Source organism: Exiguobacterium sp. KKT215, assembly GCF_055635335.1.
The window spans coordinates 2,742,628-2,760,977 of sequence record NZ_CM145756.1 but is presented as its reverse complement, the minus strand read 5'-3'; the positions used below and the strand labels follow the sequence as shown (position 1 = coordinate 2,760,977).

The following is an 18,350-nucleotide window of genomic DNA, read 5'->3' as shown; positions in this document are numbered from 1 at the left end:
AGCTATTCACGCGCGAGTCTTTTTGTTTACAGATCGTGGACAAGCAAGTAGGCGACACGGACCGGTCCGTGCACCCCAACAATCAAATTCATCTCGATATCGGCCGAGTTCGATGGACCTGAGATGAAGTTGACCCCGTTCGGCGAGTTGAGCTCACCGGAGCGGTCGAGGTCGGCTAGTTGTTTGGCCGCCTGCGTCATCCGCGGGACGAGCACCGATTTCGGGATGATGGCGATATGGTCGCGCGGCAATAGGCTGATTGTACGTGACTTGCCGGGTGCTGCGTATTGAACGATGGTTGCACTCTCGGCGAGGGCCTGGTCGGCAATCGTGATGCCGATATCGGCTTTTATGGCGAGGGAACGGCTGTCTTCCGGTCGCTCCACATCCCACCAGTCAAACGATTCGCTCGTGTTTGGGGCCCACGCCTGAATCCGGTCGTCATGTTCAGCGATGATGGCTTTCCCTTCATACCGATCAATTAACAGACGGAGCGTATCATCGAGGTTGGCCGACTCGCATTCGACGACGTCGGTGTGGATGCGTGTCGCGACCATCCGGAATGTCTCGAGCAGTTCCTCGTCGGACGCATCTTTCAACACCTCGTCTTGCGGTCGATGCTTATACACTCGTTTCGGCGGCGTCAAATCGACGTCACGTCCGAGTTGCCCTGCGATTCGTTTTAGAAAATCCTCGCGATTGGTGATCGTGCCTGGATTCATTCTGCATTCCCCCGTTTCTTGAACCAATCCCGCACCGTCTGCTTGGCCGGTTGCGGTAAGTCTTTCGAATCCGTCCACGCCGGCAAGCCTTTGTCGATTTGTCCCGCTTTCGTGAACGGGGACGATGCGAACGGCGCGATGTGTTCGGCCGCTTCAAATAAGAACGGACTCGAGGACGTGACGGCGAAGCCTTTCATGGCGATGCGCTCGACGAACGGTGATTGTTTCTTCTCTTCGACGATGACCCGGCGATGCTCAATCAACAGCTCGTGAAGCGGGATTTTGACCGGACAGGCTTCCGTACAGGCACCGCATAGGCTCGAGGCGTATGGCAACTCTTTATAATTCTCGTATCCGTCGAGGAGCGGGGCGAGCACGGCACCGATCGGGCCCGGATAAATCGAGCCGTAGGCGTGACCACCAATATGGCGGTAGACTGGGCAGACATTGATACAGGCCGCACAGCGGATGCATTGGAGCACAGACTGGAACTGTGTGCCGAGGATGCCAGAGCGTTTGTTGTCGACGATGACGAGATGGAACTCCTCTGGTCCATCGACTTCGCCGTGACCGCGCGTGCCAGCGAACGTCGTGATGTACGAGGTGAGTCGTTGACCGACGGCGCTCCGACATAGCATATTGACGAGCACCTCGAACTCTTCATACGATGGCACGATCCGTTCCATGCCCATGACCGAGATGACCGTGTCCGGAAGCGACGTCACCATTCGACCGTTCCCTTCGTTCGTCACGAGCCCGACGGCACCGCTCTCGGCGATGGCGAAGTTACAGCCCGTGATGCCGACTTCTGCTTTCAAAAAGTCTTTCCGCAACTCACGGCGAGCATAACGCCCGAGCTCGGTCGGGTCGTTCGATCCTTCATAGCCGTGGGCCGTGAACGTCTCGTGGACGGCGTTTCGGTCTTTGTGCAAGGCCGGGGCGACGATGTGCGACGGTGGATCGTTGTCGAGCTGCAGGATCCATTCCCCGAGATCGGACTCGACGACCGTGCATCCTTCCTCATGGAGCGCCTCATTCAACCCGATTTCTTCTGTCACCATCGATTTCGATTTGACGACGTGCTTGGCATTCTTGGCGCGAACGACTTCCCGGATGTAACGGTTGGCTTCTTCCGGCGTCTCGGCGAAAAAGACGTTGCCGCCCCGTTTGGAGATATTCTCGCTCAATTGATACAAGTAATAGTCAAGATGTTCGAGCACATGTTGGCGAATCTCTTCCGAATGGTCCCGAAACGCTTCCCAATCCCCAAGCTCACCTGCCGCGTTCAGCCTTCCGTCACGTAATCGGTTCTGGGCCGAACTGACAGCTTGGCGCATGAATGGATTATCAATCCCGTCTTTGCGTCGATCTTGAAACTTCTCATCTAACCGAATCCCCATGCTCATGCTTGTTTCACCCCTTCGTTCAACACTTCCGCGATATGCATCACTTTGATTGGATGACCTTGTTTATGCAGGCGTCCCCCGATATTCATCAAACACGAGGCGTCCGCCCCGATGAGCACCTCGGCCCCCGAGTTCAAGATCGATTCAACTTTCTCATCGACCATCTGCACCGAGACGTCTGGCATCTTGACGGAGAATGTCCCCCCGAAGCCGCAACAGTTGTGGACATTGTCGAGCGGGAGCATCGTCAAGCCGTCGACATTTTTGAGCAACTGCCCCGGTGCCGCCTCGATGCCGAGCAGGCGCGTCATGTGGCATGAGGCGTGGTACGTCGCCTTGGCGGAGAACTTGGCCCCGACGTCCGTCACTTCGAGCACGTCGACGATGAACTGCGTCAACTCGAACGTCTTCGCCGCATGGGCCTCGGCCCGCATCTTCCAGGCAAGGTCATCTTTGAACAAGTGTGGATAGTCGCGCATCATCATGACACATGAACCGGACGGGCCGACGATATAATCGGCATCGGCCTTCTCGAACGTCTCAATCATATGCTTCGCAATCTTCTTTGTTTCTTCATGGTAGCCGCTGTTATAGGCGGGCTGTCCGCAACACGTTTGCTCAAACGGGAAACTGACGTCACAACCTAGATGTTCTAATAGTTCGACCGTCGCTTGTCCTACCGATGGGAACAACGTATCAGAGAGACAAGTGACGAACAGTGCCACTTTAGGCATGTCCATTCCTTCTTTCGTGTTCATAGTTTTATTCGTAAACGGTTTCACAGTTATTATTCCATAACAAACAGCCACAAAACAGAAAAATGGGACGAATCTCTCAAATAAATGTAAAATCCTACCTAATTGAGAACTAAATGATAATGAATCAAGATTCAGGATGGAACTGATATACGACAGTGTTCCCGTGCTGAATAACAGAAAAACCCTCGTCGGTCGACGAGGGCACGAATCTAACTTATAAGAAGAACATTTCCAAAATGAACAGTGCGCCGAACAAGTAGATGAGCGGGTGGACCGTCTCTTTGTTCATCGCTTTAAAGATTGGATACAGGATGAACCCGAAGGCGATCCCGCGTTCGATACTGCCCGAGAGCGGCATGATGAGAATCGTCATGAACGCCGGGAAGTATTCGCTGAAATCGGTCCAGTCGATATAGCGGACGTTCGTCAACATGAGCGCACCGACGATGATGAGCGCCGGCGCCGTGATGGCGGCGACACCAGAGATGGCACCGATGAGCGGGCTGAAGAAAAGGGTGAGTCCGAACAAACCGGCTACGACCGCTGTCGTGAGACCGGTCCGTCCGCCTTGGGCGACACCGGCAGCTGATTCAATGTAAGCCGTCGACGGGCTCGTCCCGACGAGCGAGCCACCCATTGTCGCGAGCGAGTCGGCGAACAAAGCGCGGTGACCGTTCTCAATCGTCCCATCCTCTTTCAACAGGTTGGCCTGTTTTCCGACACCGACGAGTGTTCCCGTCGTATCGAATAACGTGACGAGGAAGAATGACAAGACGGCACCGAACAAGCCGTATTGGATGACGTCTGAGAACGCCGTGAGCGGATTGACCATCAGTCCTTCCGGCAATGTCGGCATCGCCGTCACGCCTTCAATCTTCAAGAGACCCATGAAATAGGCGGCGATTCCGGTAAGTACCATCCCGATGAGGAGCGAGCCTGGGACGTTCCGAGAGAACAAGAGCGCCGAGACAATCAAGCCACCGAGGACGAGCAAGACACTCGGCGATGACAAGTCCCCGAGCCGGACAAGGTTCGCCTCATCCGCAACGATGAGACCTGACAACTTCAATCCGAGCGAGGCAATGAACAAACCGATACCGGTCGTGATGGCATGCTTGAGCGACGCTGGAATCGCTTGAATCAGTTTCGTCCGAATCGGTGACAGCGACAAAATCAAGAAGAAGACCGACGAGACGAACACGACGCCGAGCGCGGCTGACGGAGCAATCTGTTGCTGGGCGACGAGTGTATACGCGAAGAATGCGTTCAGTCCCATCCCTGGTGCAACGGCGATTGGGAGGTTGGCGTAGAACGCCATGAGGCCGGTACCAATCAAGATGGCGATGATGGTCGCCGTGAACGCTTGTGCGAACGGGATGCCGGCATCTGACAGAATCGCAGGGTTGACGACGGAGATGTATGCCATCGTCACGAACGTTGTGATGCCGGCCATCACTTCTTTTTTAACGTTCGTCCCATGTTGTTTCAATTGAAAAAAGTTCATGAATAAAACTCCCTATCATTAGTAATTTCCGAACAATAATGTTCGTCAATCTTCGAATTAACGTTATCAACTTGATGACTATACAAAATGAGCTGGCTGTCGTCAATGATTTTGAGTGAAAATACCTAAAATATTCTCATGTAAGCGCTGAATGTTCGGAAATAGACAAAATAAAAATAGTACTTGCTCTGAAACGCGTTTCAGACTGTACGGTTAAGTCAAAGGAGGGAAAGCTCATGAATCCGACAACGTGGAAGACATGGTGTAGTGGGATCGTCTACGAACTCGTCATCAATCAGTTGTATACGCCGCTCGGAAGAATGTTGTGCGCCCGTTTCCAAGACGAGTTTCTTCATCTCTCCGTCGAAGAACGGTTTCGTCTCGTCCAAGCCATCCGGAAACAAGTGATTGCGAAAGGTGACAGTCAGGAGTCAGAGTGGGTACACTATATGCAAAGACTGACAGATTGAGGTGAAGCGGAATGGCGAACATCCGAGATATCGCGAAATATGCGGACGTATCCGTGACGACGGTATCGCGCGTGCTCAATGAGCATCCGTACGTGTCGAAAGAGAAGCGGGAACGGGTGCGACGGGCGATGGCCGAACTTGGCTATTTACGGAATCAGCAGGCGCTGACGTTATCGACCGGTCGCACGCAGCGTTTCGTCGTCGTGTTGCCGTATTTGGATCATCCGTATTATGGACTGTTCGTCAACGGGCTCGCGAAAGCTGCCCTCCAAAGAGATTATCGACTCGTCATGTGGCAGACAGAATATCAACTCGACCAAGAGCGGCAAGCGCTTGATTTATTGAAGCACCGTGAAGTCGATGGGGCGATTCTGTTATCCCATACGATGTCATTCGATGAGATGGAAACGTATAGACAGTTTGGTCCGATTGCGGTCGCGACCGTCGGAGCGCCGCAGACGATTTCTTCGGTCCACGTCGATCATTACACCGCGTTCGTCGCCGGTTTGCGCGTGTTGGCGCAAGCGGGATATGCCGAAATCGGCATCGTGTTGTCAAGACAAGACAGTCCAAGCTCGATCGCGCGTCAGCAAGCGTACTTCGATGAAGTCGAACTTGCGCGTGAGCGGTGGGTCTGGACCGGTTACTTGACGAGCGAGGACGGAATCGGACTGGCCGATGCGTTTCTGCGTCAACAAGAGCGTCCTCGAGCGCTCTTTTTCTCGTCGGATTATGTGGCGCTCGGTTTTTTAGGGGAATTACGCCGTCGCGGTGTCAGCATCCCCGATGAAGTCGCCATCCTGGGCTTCGATGGTCATCCGATCGGTCAGGCATTCGGTCTGTCGACGATGCACTCGCCAAATGAAGACATCGGCCGGACGCTGTTCGACGTGACGTTTGATGAAATGAACGGTGCAGCTTCGGTCACAAACAGTTTAACGGTCACGTATTTGCCGGGGACGACACTCTAGGCAACTTCCTCGCTCGTCTTTTCTGAAACGATTAGAATGGAGACAGAAGTCGAGAGGAGGATGACAGATGAAGATTAACGTGACAGAAGAAGCACTCCAATTTTTTAAAGATGAAATGGAAGTCGAGGCAGGCCAGACGGTGCGCCTCTTCGCCAAATATGGGGGTTCGACCGATTTGACGCACGGCTTCTCAGTGGGCGTCATCACAGAAGACATCGACAACGCTGTAGTCGAAACGGAAGAGGACGGGATTCGCTTCGTCGTGGCTGAACAGGATGAATGGTTGTTCCAAGGACAAGACGTCAACGTCGAGATTCGTGGCGACGAGGTCGTATTCGTTCAAGCGTGACATCACAGTTTGTTAACAGAAAGAATACATCCGTTTGAAGCCATCCAGCTCGGGGAACAGTCTACGACATGACAAAACCGAAAGGATGAGACAGATGTCAGAACAAGATAAAAAGCGTGAACAAGAAGAACAAGAGAAGTTGAAACGAGACCAACCGGATATTTCGCACGAAGAAGATTCAAAAGGGGATCATTCGGACCTCGAAGAGACGGACGAAGACGAACAAGCGTAAAGAGCCCCTAGTGGCTCTTTTTGTTTGGGAATTGAAAGAATGAGTATAGACGTTATAATGGATAAGGGAAAACTATCATAGTGAGGAGAATGTATGATGAGTACAGTACTAGTCTTTGGACATAAAAATCCAGATGCGGATACGATTTGCTCGGCGCTCGCTTACGCGGAGCTCAAGAAAAAGTTAGGGATGGACGCCGAGGCGATCCGCCTCGGTGAAGTGAACGGGGAGACGCAATATGCGCTCGACCACTTCCGCGTCAAGGCACCACGCCTCGTGGAACGCGTCTCAGACGAAGTGAACTCGGTCATCTTGGTCGACCATAACGAGTTCCAACAAAGTGCGGAAGACATCGCAGACGTGCGCATCCTTGAAGTCGTCGATCACCACCGTATCGCCAACTTCCAAACAGCAGATGCCCTCTACTATCGGGCGGAGCCGGTCGGATGCACGGCGACGATTTTGCTCAAACTCTATAAAGAGCACGGTGTCGAAATCGCGCCTGACATGGCAGGATTGATGCTATCGGCGATCATCTCGGACTCGCTCTTGTTCAAGTCACCGACATGCACGGACGAGGATATCAAAGCGGCAAAAGAACTCGCAGCTATCTCAGGTACAGACATCGAGACATACGGTCTTGAGATGTTGAAAGCTGGAGCCGACCTTAGCCAAAAGACAATCCCAGAACTCATCTCGCTCGACGCGAAAGAGTTTGCGATGGGTGACTACCGCATTGAGATTGCTCAAGTGAACACGGTCGACGCGAACGATGTATTGAGCCGTAAAGCTGAAGTCGAAGCGGCAATGGCCGTGAAGATGTTAGACAAAGAACTCGATTTGTTTGTCTTCGCCATCACGAACATTTTGACGAACGATTCAGAAGCACTCGTTGTCGGTAAGAAGACGGATCTATTCGAGCAGGCGTTCAACGTCAAATTGGTCGATGGTCTTGCGACACTCCCTGGTGTTGTCTCACGTAAAAAGCAAATCGTACCGGTGCTCACAGCAGCGGCGACGAACTAAGAAACGAGAAAGGCTCGAATAAGAAACGAGAAAGGCTCGAAGCAGGTCAATCTGCTTCGAGCCTTTTTGCGGTTAAGATGCTTGTTTTTGTCGTCCATACGTTCCGATTCGCCATAATTTCTCGAACGGACCGTATCGATGTGATTTGAGCCACCACATCGAGAAGAACGCTTGGGCAATCAAAATTGCGATACTTAAGAACAATCCTTCCGTCAACGACAGGCGACCGTAGTAGCCGAGGGCGATAACGGGCAGGACGACGACGAGCGTGTGCGTCAAATAGTTCGTCAGCGCCATACGGCCGAGCGCCTGCAGCGGACGGAATGCGCGCCCGTTACGGACGGCGATCGTAAAGAGACAGACGTACGTCGTCGCGAGCAGTTTCCCAGAGACGAGGATAGCCGCAGAGTTCGTCGCCGAATACTCGGCACCGCTACCGTAGTGATGCCAAATAATAACTGCGAAGAACGGTAGGGCCGCTATCGTGCAGATGATGGCCGTCCGGGTCAATCCTCGGATGCTCCACGTGAGGAGTTTCCGTTCGCGTCCAATATACAGGCCGAACAAGAACAGGCTTAGAATTTCAACCCCAACAAAAAATGAGTTTTGGAACATGTCAAAAATCTCTTCGTCTAAGCGATAGTCGAACCATGGGCCGAATCCAGAATTAAAGATTGCCGGGAAAGGATCACCACTAAACCTAAATCCGAGCGACAATTCTAAGTACATGGATGAGACATAGAAGAGTAAAAAGCTCCCAATCAACAAACTCCATGCCCATGTCAAAATCGCCCGGTTGCTTAATCCATAAAACAGTGGGAGCAACAAGCCCCACATCGCGTACGTATGTAAGATGTCACCCGACCAAATGGCCAGGTGAACGAGTCCGAATAGAAACAAAATCGCGATACGGCGGATATAACGGGCGACCGAGTCCCCGCGCGCATACGAGCGCTCGAGAAAAATCGAGAAGCCGATTCCGAACAGGAGCGAGAAAATCGTGTAAAACTTCGTCTGGACGAACAAATCGAACAGCGTCCGAACGAGTAAATCGCTCCCCGCATAGTCGGCGCGACCGGAAATCCAGTCGCTTCCGAGCATTGTGGGGATATTGACGAGGAAGATGCCGCACAGGGCAAAACCTCGAATGATGTCATACAGAACGATGCGTTCATTAACTTGAATCGGGCCAGCCATACGCCACTTCCTCTACACGGATTAGAATACTTTTGTCGTCCACGATTCGCAGTTCCAGACGTCGGTGACGATGTCTTGATAGAACTCTGGTTCGTGACTGATGAGTAGGATACTGCCTTTATATTCTTTCAACGCACGTTTCAACTCTTCCTTCGCGTCGACATCCAAGTGGTTCGTCGGCTCATCGAGGAGGAGCAAGTTCGATTCGTTGTTTTGGAGCTTACAGAGACGGACCTTCGCTTTCTCTCCACCACTGAGGACCGCGATTTTACTCTCGATATGCTTCGTCATGAGACCGCATTTCGCGAGCATGGCGCGGACTTGTTGCTGGTTGAGGGACGGGAACTCGCTCCAAATCTCTTCGATACACGTGTTGTTGCTGACGGCCGCTTCTTGTTCGAAGTACCCGATCTCCAAGAACTCACCGCGTTCGACGGTTCCTTCAAGCGGGTTGATCATGCCAAGAAGACTCTTCAACAACGTCGTTTTCCCGATCCCGTTCGCACCGACGAGGGCGATCTTCTGACCGCGCTCCATTTGGAGGTCGAGCGGGCGTGAGAGCGGCTCGTCATAACCGATGACGAGATTTTTGGCGTCAAAGATGAGACGACCTGACGTGCGTGCCTGCAAGAACCGGAATTCTGGTTTCGGACGTTCCGCACTCAATTCGATGACGTCCATCTTATCGAGTTTCTTCTGGCGTGACATCGCCATGTTCCGCGTCGAGACGCGTGCCTTGTTGCGGGCGACGAAGTCTTTCAAGTCGGCGATTTCAGCCTGCTGGCGTTTATAAGCCGATTCAAGCTGCGAGCGTTTCATCTCGTACACTTCCATGAACTTGTCGTAGTCCCCGACATAGCGTGACAAGTCTTGGTTCTCCATATGGTAGACCAAGTTGATGACGCTGTTTAAGAACGGGATATCGTGCGAAATCAAGATGAAGGCGTTGTCGTAGTTCTGGAGATAACGCTTCAACCACTCGATGTGGGCCTCGTCCAAATAGTTGGTCGGCTCATCGAGGAGGAGGATGTCCGGCTTCTCGAGAAGCAATTTCGCGAGCAATACTTTTGTCCGCTGACCACCTGAGAGGTCCGTGACGTCACGGTCGAGTCCGACATCTAAAATACCGAGACCGCGAGCGACTTCTTCGACTTTCGCGTCGATGATATAAAAGTCGTTCGAATCGAGCATTTCCTGCAGTTCGCCGACTTCAGCGAGCATGTCGTCCATCTGTTCTGGCGTCGCATCGCCCATTTCCATATAGAGCTCACCGATTCGTGTTTCGGTGTCAATCAAGTATTGGAACGCGCTCTTCAACACGTCCCGAATCGTCATCCCACGCTCGAGGACAGCGTGCTGGTCGAGGTAACCGACACGGACGTTTTTCGCCCATTCGATTTTGCCTTCGTCCGGCTGGAGCTTACGCGTGATGATGTTCATGAACGTTGATTTTCCTTCACCGTTCGCTCCGATGAGGCCGATGTGTTCGCCTTTCAATAGACGGAAAGACACGTCATTCAAAATGGCGCGGTCACCGAAACCGTGGCTCAAGTTTTGTACTGTTAATATACTCATATTTCTTATTCGTTCCCTTCAAAGTTGACTATCCGATATTGTAGCATGGATTCAAAAAAATTAGTACGCCAGCCCGACTGATTGGCGGACGAAGTGTTGTTCTTCAACGGCGTTCAGCATGAACTGGGCGACATCGGCCCGTGAAATCTGTTTTCCGTTGTCTGGAATGCTGTCGATAGACGTTCGATACACCGAGGTCGGGGGGCCGTCCGTCAGTTGCATCGGCCGCACGATCGTGTAATCGAACGACGAGTTGCGCCACAAATCGACCGCGGCCCGGTGATCACGGAGCGGCTTCCGAAGCATGAACGTCACGACCGTACCAGCAAGGCCCGGAATTTCTTTATCAATTCCAGCCGAGGCGAGGTAGACGACCCGAGTGACGTCATTTGCTTTCAGCGCCGGGACGAGTGCGTCGGTGACGCGGGCCAAGAAGTCCGAATCGCTCAAGTCGGTCCCGAGACAGCTGATGACGGCGTCATGACCAGCGAGGGCGTCTGTCAAAGCGGCGCTGTCTGTGACGTCGCCTTCAATGATTTCAAGTTGCGGGGTCGGAATCAATTTTTTCTGTTCCCGCACGAAGGCGGTCACATGGTGGCCATGCTCGATGGCCTGGTCGACAAACTGATGACCGGTCCGGCCGGTGGCCCCTAATACGAATAGCTTCATATGGATGTGGCTCCTCTCGTTTTTCCAGTATCTTCAGTATACAGCAGTTTCAGAAAAATCGAACTTTTAGCCGTCTTTTCAGAAACAGGTTGCAATTTATTAAATATCGTCTAGAATAAGTCCTATCTTATATAAATAAAAGATTCGCACTCGTATATCAGCGGGAATATGGCCCGCAAGTCTCTACCGAACCACCGTAAATGGTTCGACTACGGGTGACGCTTGTCGTGTGCATTCGTTTTGTTTCCATGCGGTTCGTCGTCCCCGGGTTGGGGTGACGAATCGCATTTTTTTATTGGAGGGAAAACAATGAAGCAGTTAGAAGACAAAATCAGAAACGAAGGGCAAGCGTTGTCCGAACACGTATTGAAAGTCGATGCCTTCTTAAACCATCAAGTCGATCCTGTCTTGATGCAGGCGATCGGTCGTGAGTTCGCGGACCGGTTCCGTGACGCGGGAATCGATCGTATCGTCACATTGGAATCGAGCGGAATCGCCCCAGCCATGATGACGGCGCTTGAGATGAACATCCCGTTCGTCTTTGCCCGTAAACGTAAATCACTTACGCTCCAAGACGATCTCGTCGAAGCGGACGTTTACTCGTTCACGAAACAAGAGACGAACCGCATCAGTTTGAGCCGTCGCTTCGTCCAACCCGAAGAACGAGTGCTCGTCATCGATGACTTCCTCGCCAACGGGGAAGCCGCTCTCGGTTTGACGCAACTCGTCGAATCCGCCGGTGCGGTCGTCGCCGGTGTCGGCATCGTCATCGAGAAGTCGTTCCAACCGGGACGGGACAAGTTGCTCGAGCGAGGCTATCAAGTCGAGTCACTAGCCCGAATTGCGAAGCTTGAAGCGGGTGAGATTTCCTTCGTGGAGGTGGTCCGATGAATACGTTTAAGACAGCCAGCCTTGGTTTCCAACACTTACTCGCCATGTACACGGGCGCGGCCATCGTCCCGCTCATCGTCGGTGGTGCCATCGGACTCGGTCCGACGGAACTCGCGTATCTCGTCGCAATCGATTTGTTCATGTGTGGCGTCGCGACGCTGTTACAAGTCTGGACGACTCGTTTCACCGGTGTCGGTCTGCCAGTCGTACTCGGTTGTACGTTCACCGCGGTCGGTCCGATGATTGCCATTGGTAGTTCGAGCGGAATCACCGCCATCTATGGGGCACTCATCGCGAGCGGGATTATCGTTATTCTAATATCAGGCTTTGTCGGGAAACTGGCTCGCTTCTTCCCGCCGGTCGTGCTCGGCTCGGTCGTGACGATTATCGGTCTCTCGCTCATCCCAGTCGCTGTCAATGACATCGGCGGCGGGATGCCGGGTGAGCCTGGCTTCGCTTCGATGCAAAACTTGGCGCTCGGTGGCTTGACCATCGGTTTGATTCTTGTCTTGAACCGAATCGGTACCGTGTTCACGCGCGCGGCCGCAGTCTTGTTCGCGGTCTTGATCGGCACAGGGGTCGCCGCGTTCCTCGGTCTCGTCGATTTCAGTCCGGTCCGTGAGGCCGGTTGGTTCCAAATGGTACAACCGTTCTACTTCGGGATGCCGACGTTTGACGTCTCGGCCATCCTCGTCATGACGCTCGTGGCCATCATTTCGATGATTGAATCGACCGGTGTCTTCTTAGCATTGAGCGATATCACGAAAAAACCGATTGGCTCGAACGAGTTGACGAAAGGGTATCGGGCCGAGGGTGTGGCAACGATTCTCGGAGGGATTTTCAACAGCTTCCCGTACACGACGTTCAGTCAAAACGTCGGTCTCGTCCAATTGTCAGGCGTCAAATCACGTCGCGTCATCTTCTGGACGAGCGGTCTGTTGATTTTGCTGGGCTTCTTGCCGAAAGTCGCGACGTTCACGACATTGATCCCGAAACCGGTTCTCGGCGGGGCGATGCTCGTCATGTTCGGCACGGTCGCCGCGTCAGGGATTCGGATTTTGAGCCAAGTCGATTTTGCGAAAAATGAGAACTTGATTACAATCGCCTTGTCGATCGGTGTCGGACTTGGCATCACGGCCAACCCGGCCATCGTCGCAAATATGCCGGAAGCGGTGCAGTTGTTCACGGACAGTGCCATCGTCGCCGGATCGTTCACTGCCTTGTTATTGAACGGGTTCTTCCGACTCGTCGATCGGTTCCGTCCGGCCGAGGTCGTTGCCGATAACCGGCAAGTCAGCTAGACTGAAAGGAACTACGTAACTAGGGGGAACAAGCATGGGGAAAACTGCACTTGTCGTTGGCGCCACCGGATTGATTGGACGCGAACTCGTCGAACAGTTGCTCGAACAAGAACGGTATGATCAAGTCTGGATAATCGTCCGCCGCTCGAAACGATGGAGTCATCCGAAACTGCATGAAGTCGTCGGGTTCGAAGGAATGGACGAGGCGTTGCCGCACATTGATGATGTCTACTGCGCACTTGGGACGACGATTGCCGTCGCCGGTTCACGTCAGGCGTTCAAACATGTCGATCTCGACTTGCCGCTTGAAGTGGCCCGTGTCGCGAAACGACACGGGGCGACACGTTACGCCGTCGTCTCGGCGCAAGGCGCGTCACTTCGGTCACCTTTCTTCTACAACCGGGTGAAAGGGGAGCTCGAGAACGGGCTCAAAGTGTTTGGCTTCGAACACTTGATTATCGCCCGTCCGTCGCTCTTGCTCGGAGATCGCGAGGAGTTCCGTCTCGGCGAGAAAGCAGCCGAGGTCGTCAGCCGTCCGCTCCAACCGTTATTGCTCGATAAATTACCAGATGCTGCACCGATTCAAGCGCTCCATGTGGCGCGCGCGTTGATTATGGCCGCGGAAGAAGGACAAGGCATCGAAGTATTGACGTCTGGCATGATGCAGAGGATGAGCCAATGAACCCATTAACGAAGAAACGGACCAAAGCCGTCTTGATTGACGGTGTCATTGCCGGATTGCTAAGTTTTGGTGTCGAGCAGCTCGTCCGCAAGAAAGTGAAGAGCGAGTTCGTCCACGTCGTCATCACGCCGACACTCATCGCCTACGCGCTCGAGGCATGTCAGATGCGCCGTGGCGGACAGACACTCGGGTATAAGCTGATGGGTCTCGAGTTGAAAAATGACGATGGGACACCGGTGACGGCCGAGCAAGCGTTCAAACGGGCGCTTCACCGCGACACGATCTCGATTGCCGCCTACGTCAAGGACCGCGCACACTTCGAGGCCGAAGACGGTGCCGTCTTGCCGCACGACGCTGCGTTCCATATGCACGTAACCGAAAAAAACTGACCTCACGCGAGGTCAGTTTTTTTAGTCTTTGATACGGCTGAGGATGGCTGTCGTCAAGGCGACGATTGTTCCGAGGACGAGTCCGTTCGAGAACACGGTCGCCAAGAGCGGCGGCAAATCGTTCATCGCCCCAGGTGGGAGCAACATCGCGCCGGCCCCAATCACAAGTGGAAGACCGACAGTGAGTGACGCCGTCTTTTGGTTCAATTCGAACGCTGCCTCGTTAATCCCGATGATAATCATCGTCGCGATCAGCGGGGTGACGATGGCGTATCCAACGGCGGCCGGGATGCTCGCGATGAGCGAAACGAACGGACCGATGAGGGCGAGCACCATCATCACAGCGTGGGCCACGAGATGGGGTGAGCGATGGACGCTCTCCGTCGAGGATAAGAAACCAGCCGTTCCAGAGATGGCGACCGGTCCGGGTGTCCCAAACATGCCCGCCACCATTTGACTGATCCCACTGACGACACCAGACGCCGGGACGTTGCCTTCGATTTGACGCTTCTCACGCGAGCTGACGATGCGTTCAATCAATTTGATATTGGCAAGGACGTTCGTCATGAGAAGGAGCGTGATGACGAACGCAGTCGGAAGCAAGTTCCAATCCCACACCCACGTTCCGAACGGGAACAGTTCAGGAACAAGGAAGAATGACTCGGAACGGACAATCGGGTTGCCGAGTCCGAGCAAGTTGAACAACCAAAATCCGGCGATGAGCGTCATGACGAGTCCATACTGTTTGAACCGGCTACGCTCGAGTGTGAGCGCGAACAACACGAGACCGGCCGTCGCGACGGCTTGAACGATGTTAATGCCGTCCTCGGTCACGCCAAAGCCGCCTTTGATGACGGCACCCGACAGTTGCAGGACGAGCAGAATCATATAGACCCCGAGCACTTGTGGGGTGAACAACGACAGCATCCGTCGCAACAGTCCGGTGACAGTCATGACGACACCGAGCACACCACTTAAGAACAACATGAAACCGAGCGCTTGGAGCGTCTCTTGTCCGCTCCCATAAAGTGCTGGACCGATGGAGGCATAGAGTGTGAACACACCCCACCAAATCCCGGCTGGTCCTTCTAAGATGGGCAGGCGGTGGCCGAGAAGCGTCTGGATGATGCTGAAGAGTGCGAAGACGAACAGTGAACGTGAGATGAACGTCATCGTCTCGCCTGGCGACAGTTCAAATAAGGCAGCGATCGAGAGCGGTGGTACAATGTTTGTAGCTAAAATAAAAATAAACCACTGAATCGTCGTGGTTACAGAACTTTTGGTCATGATGTCCCCCTGCCATTTCCCTTTTTTAATACTAGTGTACCGTGACGGGGAAGTTGATGCAAATGGAGGTATATAATGAAGAAAAAACTGAAGTGGATTGGCCTCGGCCTATTAGGAGTCATCTTGGTCGCCATCATCGGCTTCCTCGTGTGGACGCAACTGACGTACGGACCGACGGAAGAGGCGCTCGGTTACGCGGCTGAGGCGACGGAAGTGAACAATCGTCTCGAGTTCGGGCAGACAGACAGCGAGGTTGGTTTCATCCTGTATCCTGGAGCGAAAGTCGAGAAAGAGGCGTACGCTTACTATGGCACCAGACTGGCAGAGGAAGGTGGCTTCGTCGCCATCCCATCGTTGCGCTTGAATCTCGGGATAGCAGATATTGATGCTGCGGAGACGATTATCGCCGCCCATCCAGACATCGAACGTTGGGTCGTCGGCGGTCATTCACTCGGCGGTTCGGCGGCGTCCGGTTACGCGCTCGAACACGAGGAGCAAGTCGAGGGGGTCATCTTCCTCGCCTCGTATCCGATTAGTACAATGGCGGATAGCAATCTGCGTGTCTTGTCGGTTTCCGGTGAACGTGACGATCTGGCCACACCGGCTGATATCGAGGCGAGCCGTGACAACGTCCCGGATGACGCCGTCTTCCATCAAATCAAAGACGGCAATCACGCCAACTTCGGAATGTACGGCCCGCAGGACGGGGATAACGATAGCCCACTCAGCGCCAAACAACAACTCGACGAGACGATTAATCAAATCTTGGATTGGCTCTAAAAAACAGCGTGCCCACATCATGGGGCACGCTGTTTTAACGTTGGTCGAGCTGATGACTGACCGCGGTCAGCAAGGCGGTCATGAGCGCGACGGCGCCACCGACGAGGGCGAGCGTCATGACAGGTGCGTTCGCATAGACAAGACCACCTAGGGCCGAGCCCATCCCGATCCCGACGTTGCTGGCGACCGGCATGAGTGACGAAGCCAGGCCTTTGGCGTCCGGATTGAACTTTTCGGCCAAGTCGATCAAATAGATTTGCGTCGAGGTCGTCAGCAGAATTGCCATGAACGACATGAGCGCGATATTGATCAGACCGAGTGTCACGTTCGATGTCGTCACGTATAAGGCAGCCAAGACGAGCGCTTGGATGAGAAAGACGAACCGGAGCCGTCCAATCGGATTATGGCTGGCGATTTTCCCGGCCGCCATATTGCTGAAGATGGAGATGAATCCGTAAGCGAACAGAATCGGGCTGACCCAAGCGACAGGGACGCCGAGCACGCCTTTCAAAATCGGCACGAGATACGTATAGACGACGTACGTCGCGCCGAAGCCGAACGCGGGGATGAAGAACGCGGTTAAAATCCGCGGGTTCGTCAAGAGGCGTAACTGATCGGCAATCGACGTCTTGACGCTCGTCAACTGACTCGGGACGACGCGGTAGACGGCGAGAAATGCGACGACGCCTAAAGCGGTCGTCAACAAGAACGTCGTTTCCCATCCGGCCCGTTGCCCGATGAACGTACCGAGCGGGACACCGAATACGTTTGCCATCGTGAAGCCACCGAAGATGAACGAGACGGCAATCCCACGCTTCCCGGTCGGCACCGATTCACTGGCGACGAGCATGGCGAGCGAGATGAGCACGCCCGTCACGACGGCGGTCATCATCCGGAGCGCGAGTAACGTCCCATACGTCGGGGCGAGACTGCTGAACAAGTTGAAGACGATGAATAGCGCGGTGAGCGTGAGCATCAGTTTTCGTTTCGGCAAATGACTCGTCAATGACATCGTCAGCGGGGTCCCGATGGCGAACGTGATGGCAAATGCCGAGACGAGCGTTCCGGCCGTGGCAATCGAAATCGACAGACCGTCGGCGATATCAGGCAAAATCCCGACGATGACAAATTCACTCGTCCCGAGCACGAACGTGAGCAAGGCGAGCGATAAAATGAGCGTCCAGTCGGTCCGACTGAGCGTTGAAGAAGTCGTCAAAAAGAATCACTACTTTCAAAAAGATTGTTGTTAGACATCAGTCGTTTCCAACCATACCGAATTTTCGCCAAAAGCAAAACCCTTTTCTCTCACATTGTAAAAGAAAAGGGTCTGATTAGCGCCAGAACGCGGTCGCTTCGACACCGGCGTGGTCGGAAACGACAGGACCGTTCTCGCCGTCAAAGACGACGGCGTGACGCGAGACATGAATCGGGGCGTTCGTCAGCATCAAGTCGATGCGAAGCGCCTGCTTGTTCTCGTCCCAGCCGGCAATCTTACCTTGGACGGTCGCATCACCTTCACGCTCGGTCGCCAAATGGAACAGGTCTTGGAGACCGTGCTCAATCAAGTAGTCGTACCCTTCGCCACGGATGAACGCGTCGTTATTGAAGTCACCGAGCAACAAGGCACGATCGTCGTCCTCGACGCGACGCAACAGTTCATCGAGCTGATGGCGCACCGGTTCATCGGCGTCATGCCACCAACCGAGGTGACATGAGTAAATTGCCGTCGGCGCATCCAAGCCGTCCAAGACCGCCTTGACGATTTTCCGAGATTTGTAATCGTTCGGATCGGTCGTCTGCGAGACGAAGAACGATTCGGTCGACACGAACGGAGTGCGCGACAAGATTGCGACCCCTTCCTCGTAGACGTCATAGCCGTAATGGGCGAAGTCCCACGTCATGTAGTAATCGACGCCTTGTTCTTTCAAACGCTCGACGAGCACATAGGCGAAGTTGTTCTCTCGAATCAAGCCATCGATGAGCGGGGCTTCTTTATGTTGATTCACTTCTTGGAGTGCGATGATGTCATATTCCTCGCTCGCGATCCGTTCGACAATCGAGTCGATTTTCTCTTGTTGACGGTCCTCTAACCAGGCGTGACAGTTCAGCGTTAATATATTCACGATAGTCCTCCTTTAGAA

The 18,350-nt window shown here is 53.7% G+C and carries 20 protein-coding genes and 1 riboswitch; of the genes, 10 read left to right on the top strand and 10 right to left on the bottom strand.

The annotated features are described in order from the left end of the window. Positions 1-26 precede the first annotated feature (26 nt). The 4 genes from ACZ2GZ_RS14470 to ACZ2GZ_RS14455 all read right to left on the bottom strand — a co-directional run bounded on the left by ACZ2GZ_RS14470 (position 27) and on the right by ACZ2GZ_RS14455 (position 4,390). On the bottom strand, positions 27-722 hold the full coding sequence (locus tag ACZ2GZ_RS14470) for a LutC/YkgG family protein (RefSeq protein WP_021068069.1): 696 nt from the start codon (positions 720-722) through the stop codon (positions 27-29). Then, positions 719-2,122, bottom strand: coding sequence for a LutB/LldF family L-lactate oxidation iron-sulfur protein (locus ACZ2GZ_RS14465; protein WP_029596293.1), 1,404 nt, complete (start codon positions 2,120-2,122; stop codon positions 719-721). Before ACZ2GZ_RS14465 ends, ACZ2GZ_RS14470 begins: the two co-directional genes overlap by 4 nt. A gap of 2 nt (positions 2,123-2,124) precedes the next feature. Beyond that, a complete protein-coding gene (locus ACZ2GZ_RS14460; protein ID WP_029596292.1) occupies positions 2,125-2,862 on the bottom strand; it encodes a (Fe-S)-binding protein in 738 nt (245 codons plus the stop codon). Between the two features lie 238 nt (positions 2,863-3,100). Further along, entirely contained in the window at positions 3,101-4,390 is a 1,290-nt protein-coding gene (locus tag ACZ2GZ_RS14455; protein WP_029596291.1) for an NCS2 family permease, read from the bottom strand. A gap of 236 nt (positions 4,391-4,626) precedes the next feature. Between ACZ2GZ_RS14455 and ACZ2GZ_RS14450 the strand changes: the two genes are divergently transcribed. The 5 genes from ACZ2GZ_RS14450 to ACZ2GZ_RS14430 all read left to right on the top strand — a co-directional run bounded on the left by ACZ2GZ_RS14450 (position 4,627) and on the right by ACZ2GZ_RS14430 (position 7,438). Beyond that, the gene (locus ACZ2GZ_RS14450) at positions 4,627-4,860 is read left to right on the top strand and encodes a hypothetical protein (RefSeq protein WP_029596290.1); all 234 of its coding nucleotides are present in this window, start codon (positions 4,627-4,629) and stop codon (positions 4,858-4,860) included. 11 nt (positions 4,861-4,871) lie between these two features. After that, entirely contained in the window at positions 4,872-5,831 is a 960-nt protein-coding gene (locus tag ACZ2GZ_RS14445; RefSeq protein WP_029596289.1) for a LacI family DNA-binding transcriptional regulator, read from the top strand. A 67-nt stretch (positions 5,832-5,898) separates the two neighbouring features. Continuing rightward, a complete protein-coding gene (locus tag ACZ2GZ_RS14440; RefSeq protein ID WP_029596288.1) occupies positions 5,899-6,180 on the top strand; it encodes a HesB/YadR/YfhF family protein in 282 nt (93 codons plus the stop codon). A 94-nt stretch (positions 6,181-6,274) separates the two neighbouring features. Then, positions 6,275-6,412 (top strand): hypothetical protein, encoded by a 138-nt coding sequence (locus tag ACZ2GZ_RS14435; protein ID WP_021068076.1) that lies wholly within the window; start codon positions 6,275-6,277, stop codon positions 6,410-6,412. Between the two features lie 96 nt (positions 6,413-6,508). After that, positions 6,509-7,438: a manganese-dependent inorganic pyrophosphatase gene (locus ACZ2GZ_RS14430; RefSeq protein ID WP_029596287.1), complete on the top strand. Its 930-nt coding sequence runs from the start codon at positions 6,509-6,511 to the stop codon at positions 7,436-7,438. Between the two features lie 72 nt (positions 7,439-7,510). Here ACZ2GZ_RS14430 and ACZ2GZ_RS14425 read toward each other — a convergent pair whose 3' ends face one another. The 3 genes from ACZ2GZ_RS14425 to ACZ2GZ_RS14415 are packed head-to-tail and all read right to left on the bottom strand — an operon-like array spanning position 7,511 to position 10,879. Continuing rightward, a complete protein-coding gene (locus ACZ2GZ_RS14425; RefSeq protein ID WP_131471638.1) occupies positions 7,511-8,635 on the bottom strand; it encodes a DUF418 domain-containing protein in 1,125 nt (374 codons plus the stop codon). A 21-nt stretch (positions 8,636-8,656) separates the two neighbouring features. After that, positions 8,657-10,210: an ABC-F family ATP-binding cassette domain-containing protein gene (locus ACZ2GZ_RS14420; RefSeq protein ID WP_021068083.1), complete on the bottom strand. Its 1,554-nt coding sequence runs from the start codon at positions 10,208-10,210 to the stop codon at positions 8,657-8,659. A gap of 60 nt (positions 10,211-10,270) precedes the next feature. Then, positions 10,271-10,879 carry an NAD(P)-dependent oxidoreductase gene (locus ACZ2GZ_RS14415; RefSeq protein WP_131471636.1) on the bottom strand — a complete coding sequence of 203 codons (609 nt, stop codon included), beginning with the start codon at positions 10,877-10,879 and terminating at the stop codon, positions 10,271-10,273. 130 nt (positions 10,880-11,009) lie between these two features. Beyond that, positions 11,010-11,111, top strand: a riboswitch (purine riboswitch). Between the two features lie 77 nt (positions 11,112-11,188). Here ACZ2GZ_RS14415 and ACZ2GZ_RS14410 point away from each other — a divergent pair. From ACZ2GZ_RS14410 to ACZ2GZ_RS14395, 4 genes are read left to right on the top strand one after another with little or no spacing between them, the layout of a single operon-like run. Then, complete coding sequence (locus ACZ2GZ_RS14410) at positions 11,189-11,770, top strand: xanthine phosphoribosyltransferase (protein ID WP_131471634.1); 582 nt, start codon at positions 11,189-11,191, stop codon at positions 11,768-11,770. Further along, positions 11,767-13,071, top strand: coding sequence for a nucleobase:cation symporter-2 family protein (locus ACZ2GZ_RS14405; protein ID WP_029596283.1), 1,305 nt, complete (start codon positions 11,767-11,769; stop codon positions 13,069-13,071). Before ACZ2GZ_RS14410 ends, ACZ2GZ_RS14405 begins: the two co-directional genes overlap by 4 nt. A gap of 34 nt (positions 13,072-13,105) precedes the next feature. Then, a complete protein-coding gene (locus ACZ2GZ_RS14400; protein ID WP_021068087.1) occupies positions 13,106-13,753 on the top strand; it encodes an NAD(P)H-binding protein in 648 nt (215 codons plus the stop codon). Continuing rightward, positions 13,750-14,142 (top strand): RDD family protein, encoded by a 393-nt coding sequence (locus tag ACZ2GZ_RS14395; protein ID WP_029596281.1) that lies wholly within the window; start codon positions 13,750-13,752, stop codon positions 14,140-14,142. The genes ACZ2GZ_RS14400 and ACZ2GZ_RS14395 overlap by 4 nt, the downstream gene beginning before the upstream one ends. Positions 14,143-14,163: 21 nt before the next feature. Here ACZ2GZ_RS14395 and ACZ2GZ_RS14390 read toward each other — a convergent pair whose 3' ends face one another. Then, positions 14,164-15,429, bottom strand: coding sequence for a purine/pyrimidine permease (locus ACZ2GZ_RS14390; RefSeq protein ID WP_029596280.1), 1,266 nt, complete (start codon positions 15,427-15,429; stop codon positions 14,164-14,166). 75 nt (positions 15,430-15,504) lie between these two features. Between ACZ2GZ_RS14390 and ACZ2GZ_RS14385 the strand changes: the two genes are divergently transcribed. Beyond that, complete coding sequence (locus tag ACZ2GZ_RS14385; RefSeq protein ID WP_214827721.1) at positions 15,505-16,209, top strand: alpha/beta family hydrolase; 705 nt, start codon at positions 15,505-15,507, stop codon at positions 16,207-16,209. Between the two features lie 34 nt (positions 16,210-16,243). Here ACZ2GZ_RS14385 and ACZ2GZ_RS14380 read toward each other — a convergent pair whose 3' ends face one another. Together ACZ2GZ_RS14380 and ACZ2GZ_RS14375 are read right to left on the bottom strand one after the other, a co-directional pair. Further along, positions 16,244-17,425: an MFS transporter gene (locus ACZ2GZ_RS14380; RefSeq protein ID WP_214799387.1), complete on the bottom strand. Its 1,182-nt coding sequence runs from the start codon at positions 17,423-17,425 to the stop codon at positions 16,244-16,246. A gap of 115 nt (positions 17,426-17,540) precedes the next feature. Continuing rightward, positions 17,541-18,332: an endonuclease/exonuclease/phosphatase family protein gene (locus tag ACZ2GZ_RS14375; RefSeq protein ID WP_214756394.1), complete on the bottom strand. Its 792-nt coding sequence runs from the start codon at positions 18,330-18,332 to the stop codon at positions 17,541-17,543. Positions 18,333-18,350 lie beyond the last annotated feature (18 nt).

What these genes read in the sequence shown, in the direction of transcription:
- ACZ2GZ_RS14470 (WP_021068069.1), bottom strand. Translation starts at nt 722, where the DNA reads ATGAATCCAGGCACGATCACCAATCGCGAGGATTTTCTAAAACGAATC.
- ACZ2GZ_RS14465 (WP_029596293.1), bottom strand. Translation starts at nt 2,122, where the DNA reads ATGGGGATTCGGTTAGATGAGAAGTTTCAAGATCGACGCAAAGACGGG.
- ACZ2GZ_RS14460 (WP_029596292.1), bottom strand. Translation starts at nt 2,862, where the DNA reads ATGCCTAAAGTGGCACTGTTCGTCACTTGTCTCTCTGATACGTTGTTC.
- ACZ2GZ_RS14455 (WP_029596291.1), bottom strand. Translation starts at nt 4,390, where the DNA reads ATGAACTTTTTTCAATTGAAACAACATGGGACGAACGTTAAAAAAGAA.
- ACZ2GZ_RS14450 (WP_029596290.1), top strand. Translation starts at nt 4,627, where the DNA reads ATGAATCCGACAACGTGGAAGACATGGTGTAGTGGGATCGTCTACGAA.
- ACZ2GZ_RS14445 (WP_029596289.1), top strand. Translation starts at nt 4,872, where the DNA reads ATGGCGAACATCCGAGATATCGCGAAATATGCGGACGTATCCGTGACG.
- ACZ2GZ_RS14440 (WP_029596288.1), top strand. Translation starts at nt 5,899, where the DNA reads ATGAAGATTAACGTGACAGAAGAAGCACTCCAATTTTTTAAAGATGAA.
- ACZ2GZ_RS14435 (WP_021068076.1), top strand. Translation starts at nt 6,275, where the DNA reads ATGTCAGAACAAGATAAAAAGCGTGAACAAGAAGAACAAGAGAAGTTG.
- ACZ2GZ_RS14430 (WP_029596287.1), top strand. Translation starts at nt 6,509, where the DNA reads ATGAGTACAGTACTAGTCTTTGGACATAAAAATCCAGATGCGGATACG.
- ACZ2GZ_RS14425 (WP_131471638.1), bottom strand. Translation starts at nt 8,635, where the DNA reads ATGGCTGGCCCGATTCAAGTTAATGAACGCATCGTTCTGTATGACATC.
- ACZ2GZ_RS14420 (WP_021068083.1), bottom strand. Translation starts at nt 10,210, where the DNA reads ATGAGTATATTAACAGTACAAAACTTGAGCCACGGTTTCGGTGACCGC.
- ACZ2GZ_RS14415 (WP_131471636.1), bottom strand. Translation starts at nt 10,879, where the DNA reads ATGAAGCTATTCGTATTAGGGGCCACCGGCCGGACCGGTCATCAGTTT.
- ACZ2GZ_RS14410 (WP_131471634.1), top strand. Translation starts at nt 11,189, where the DNA reads ATGAAGCAGTTAGAAGACAAAATCAGAAACGAAGGGCAAGCGTTGTCC.
- ACZ2GZ_RS14405 (WP_029596283.1), top strand. Translation starts at nt 11,767, where the DNA reads ATGAATACGTTTAAGACAGCCAGCCTTGGTTTCCAACACTTACTCGCC.
- ACZ2GZ_RS14400 (WP_021068087.1), top strand. Translation starts at nt 13,106, where the DNA reads ATGGGGAAAACTGCACTTGTCGTTGGCGCCACCGGATTGATTGGACGC.
- ACZ2GZ_RS14395 (WP_029596281.1), top strand. Translation starts at nt 13,750, where the DNA reads ATGAACCCATTAACGAAGAAACGGACCAAAGCCGTCTTGATTGACGGT.
- ACZ2GZ_RS14390 (WP_029596280.1), bottom strand. Translation starts at nt 15,429, where the DNA reads ATGACCAAAAGTTCTGTAACCACGACGATTCAGTGGTTTATTTTTATT.
- ACZ2GZ_RS14385 (WP_214827721.1), top strand. Translation starts at nt 15,505, where the DNA reads ATGAAGAAAAAACTGAAGTGGATTGGCCTCGGCCTATTAGGAGTCATC.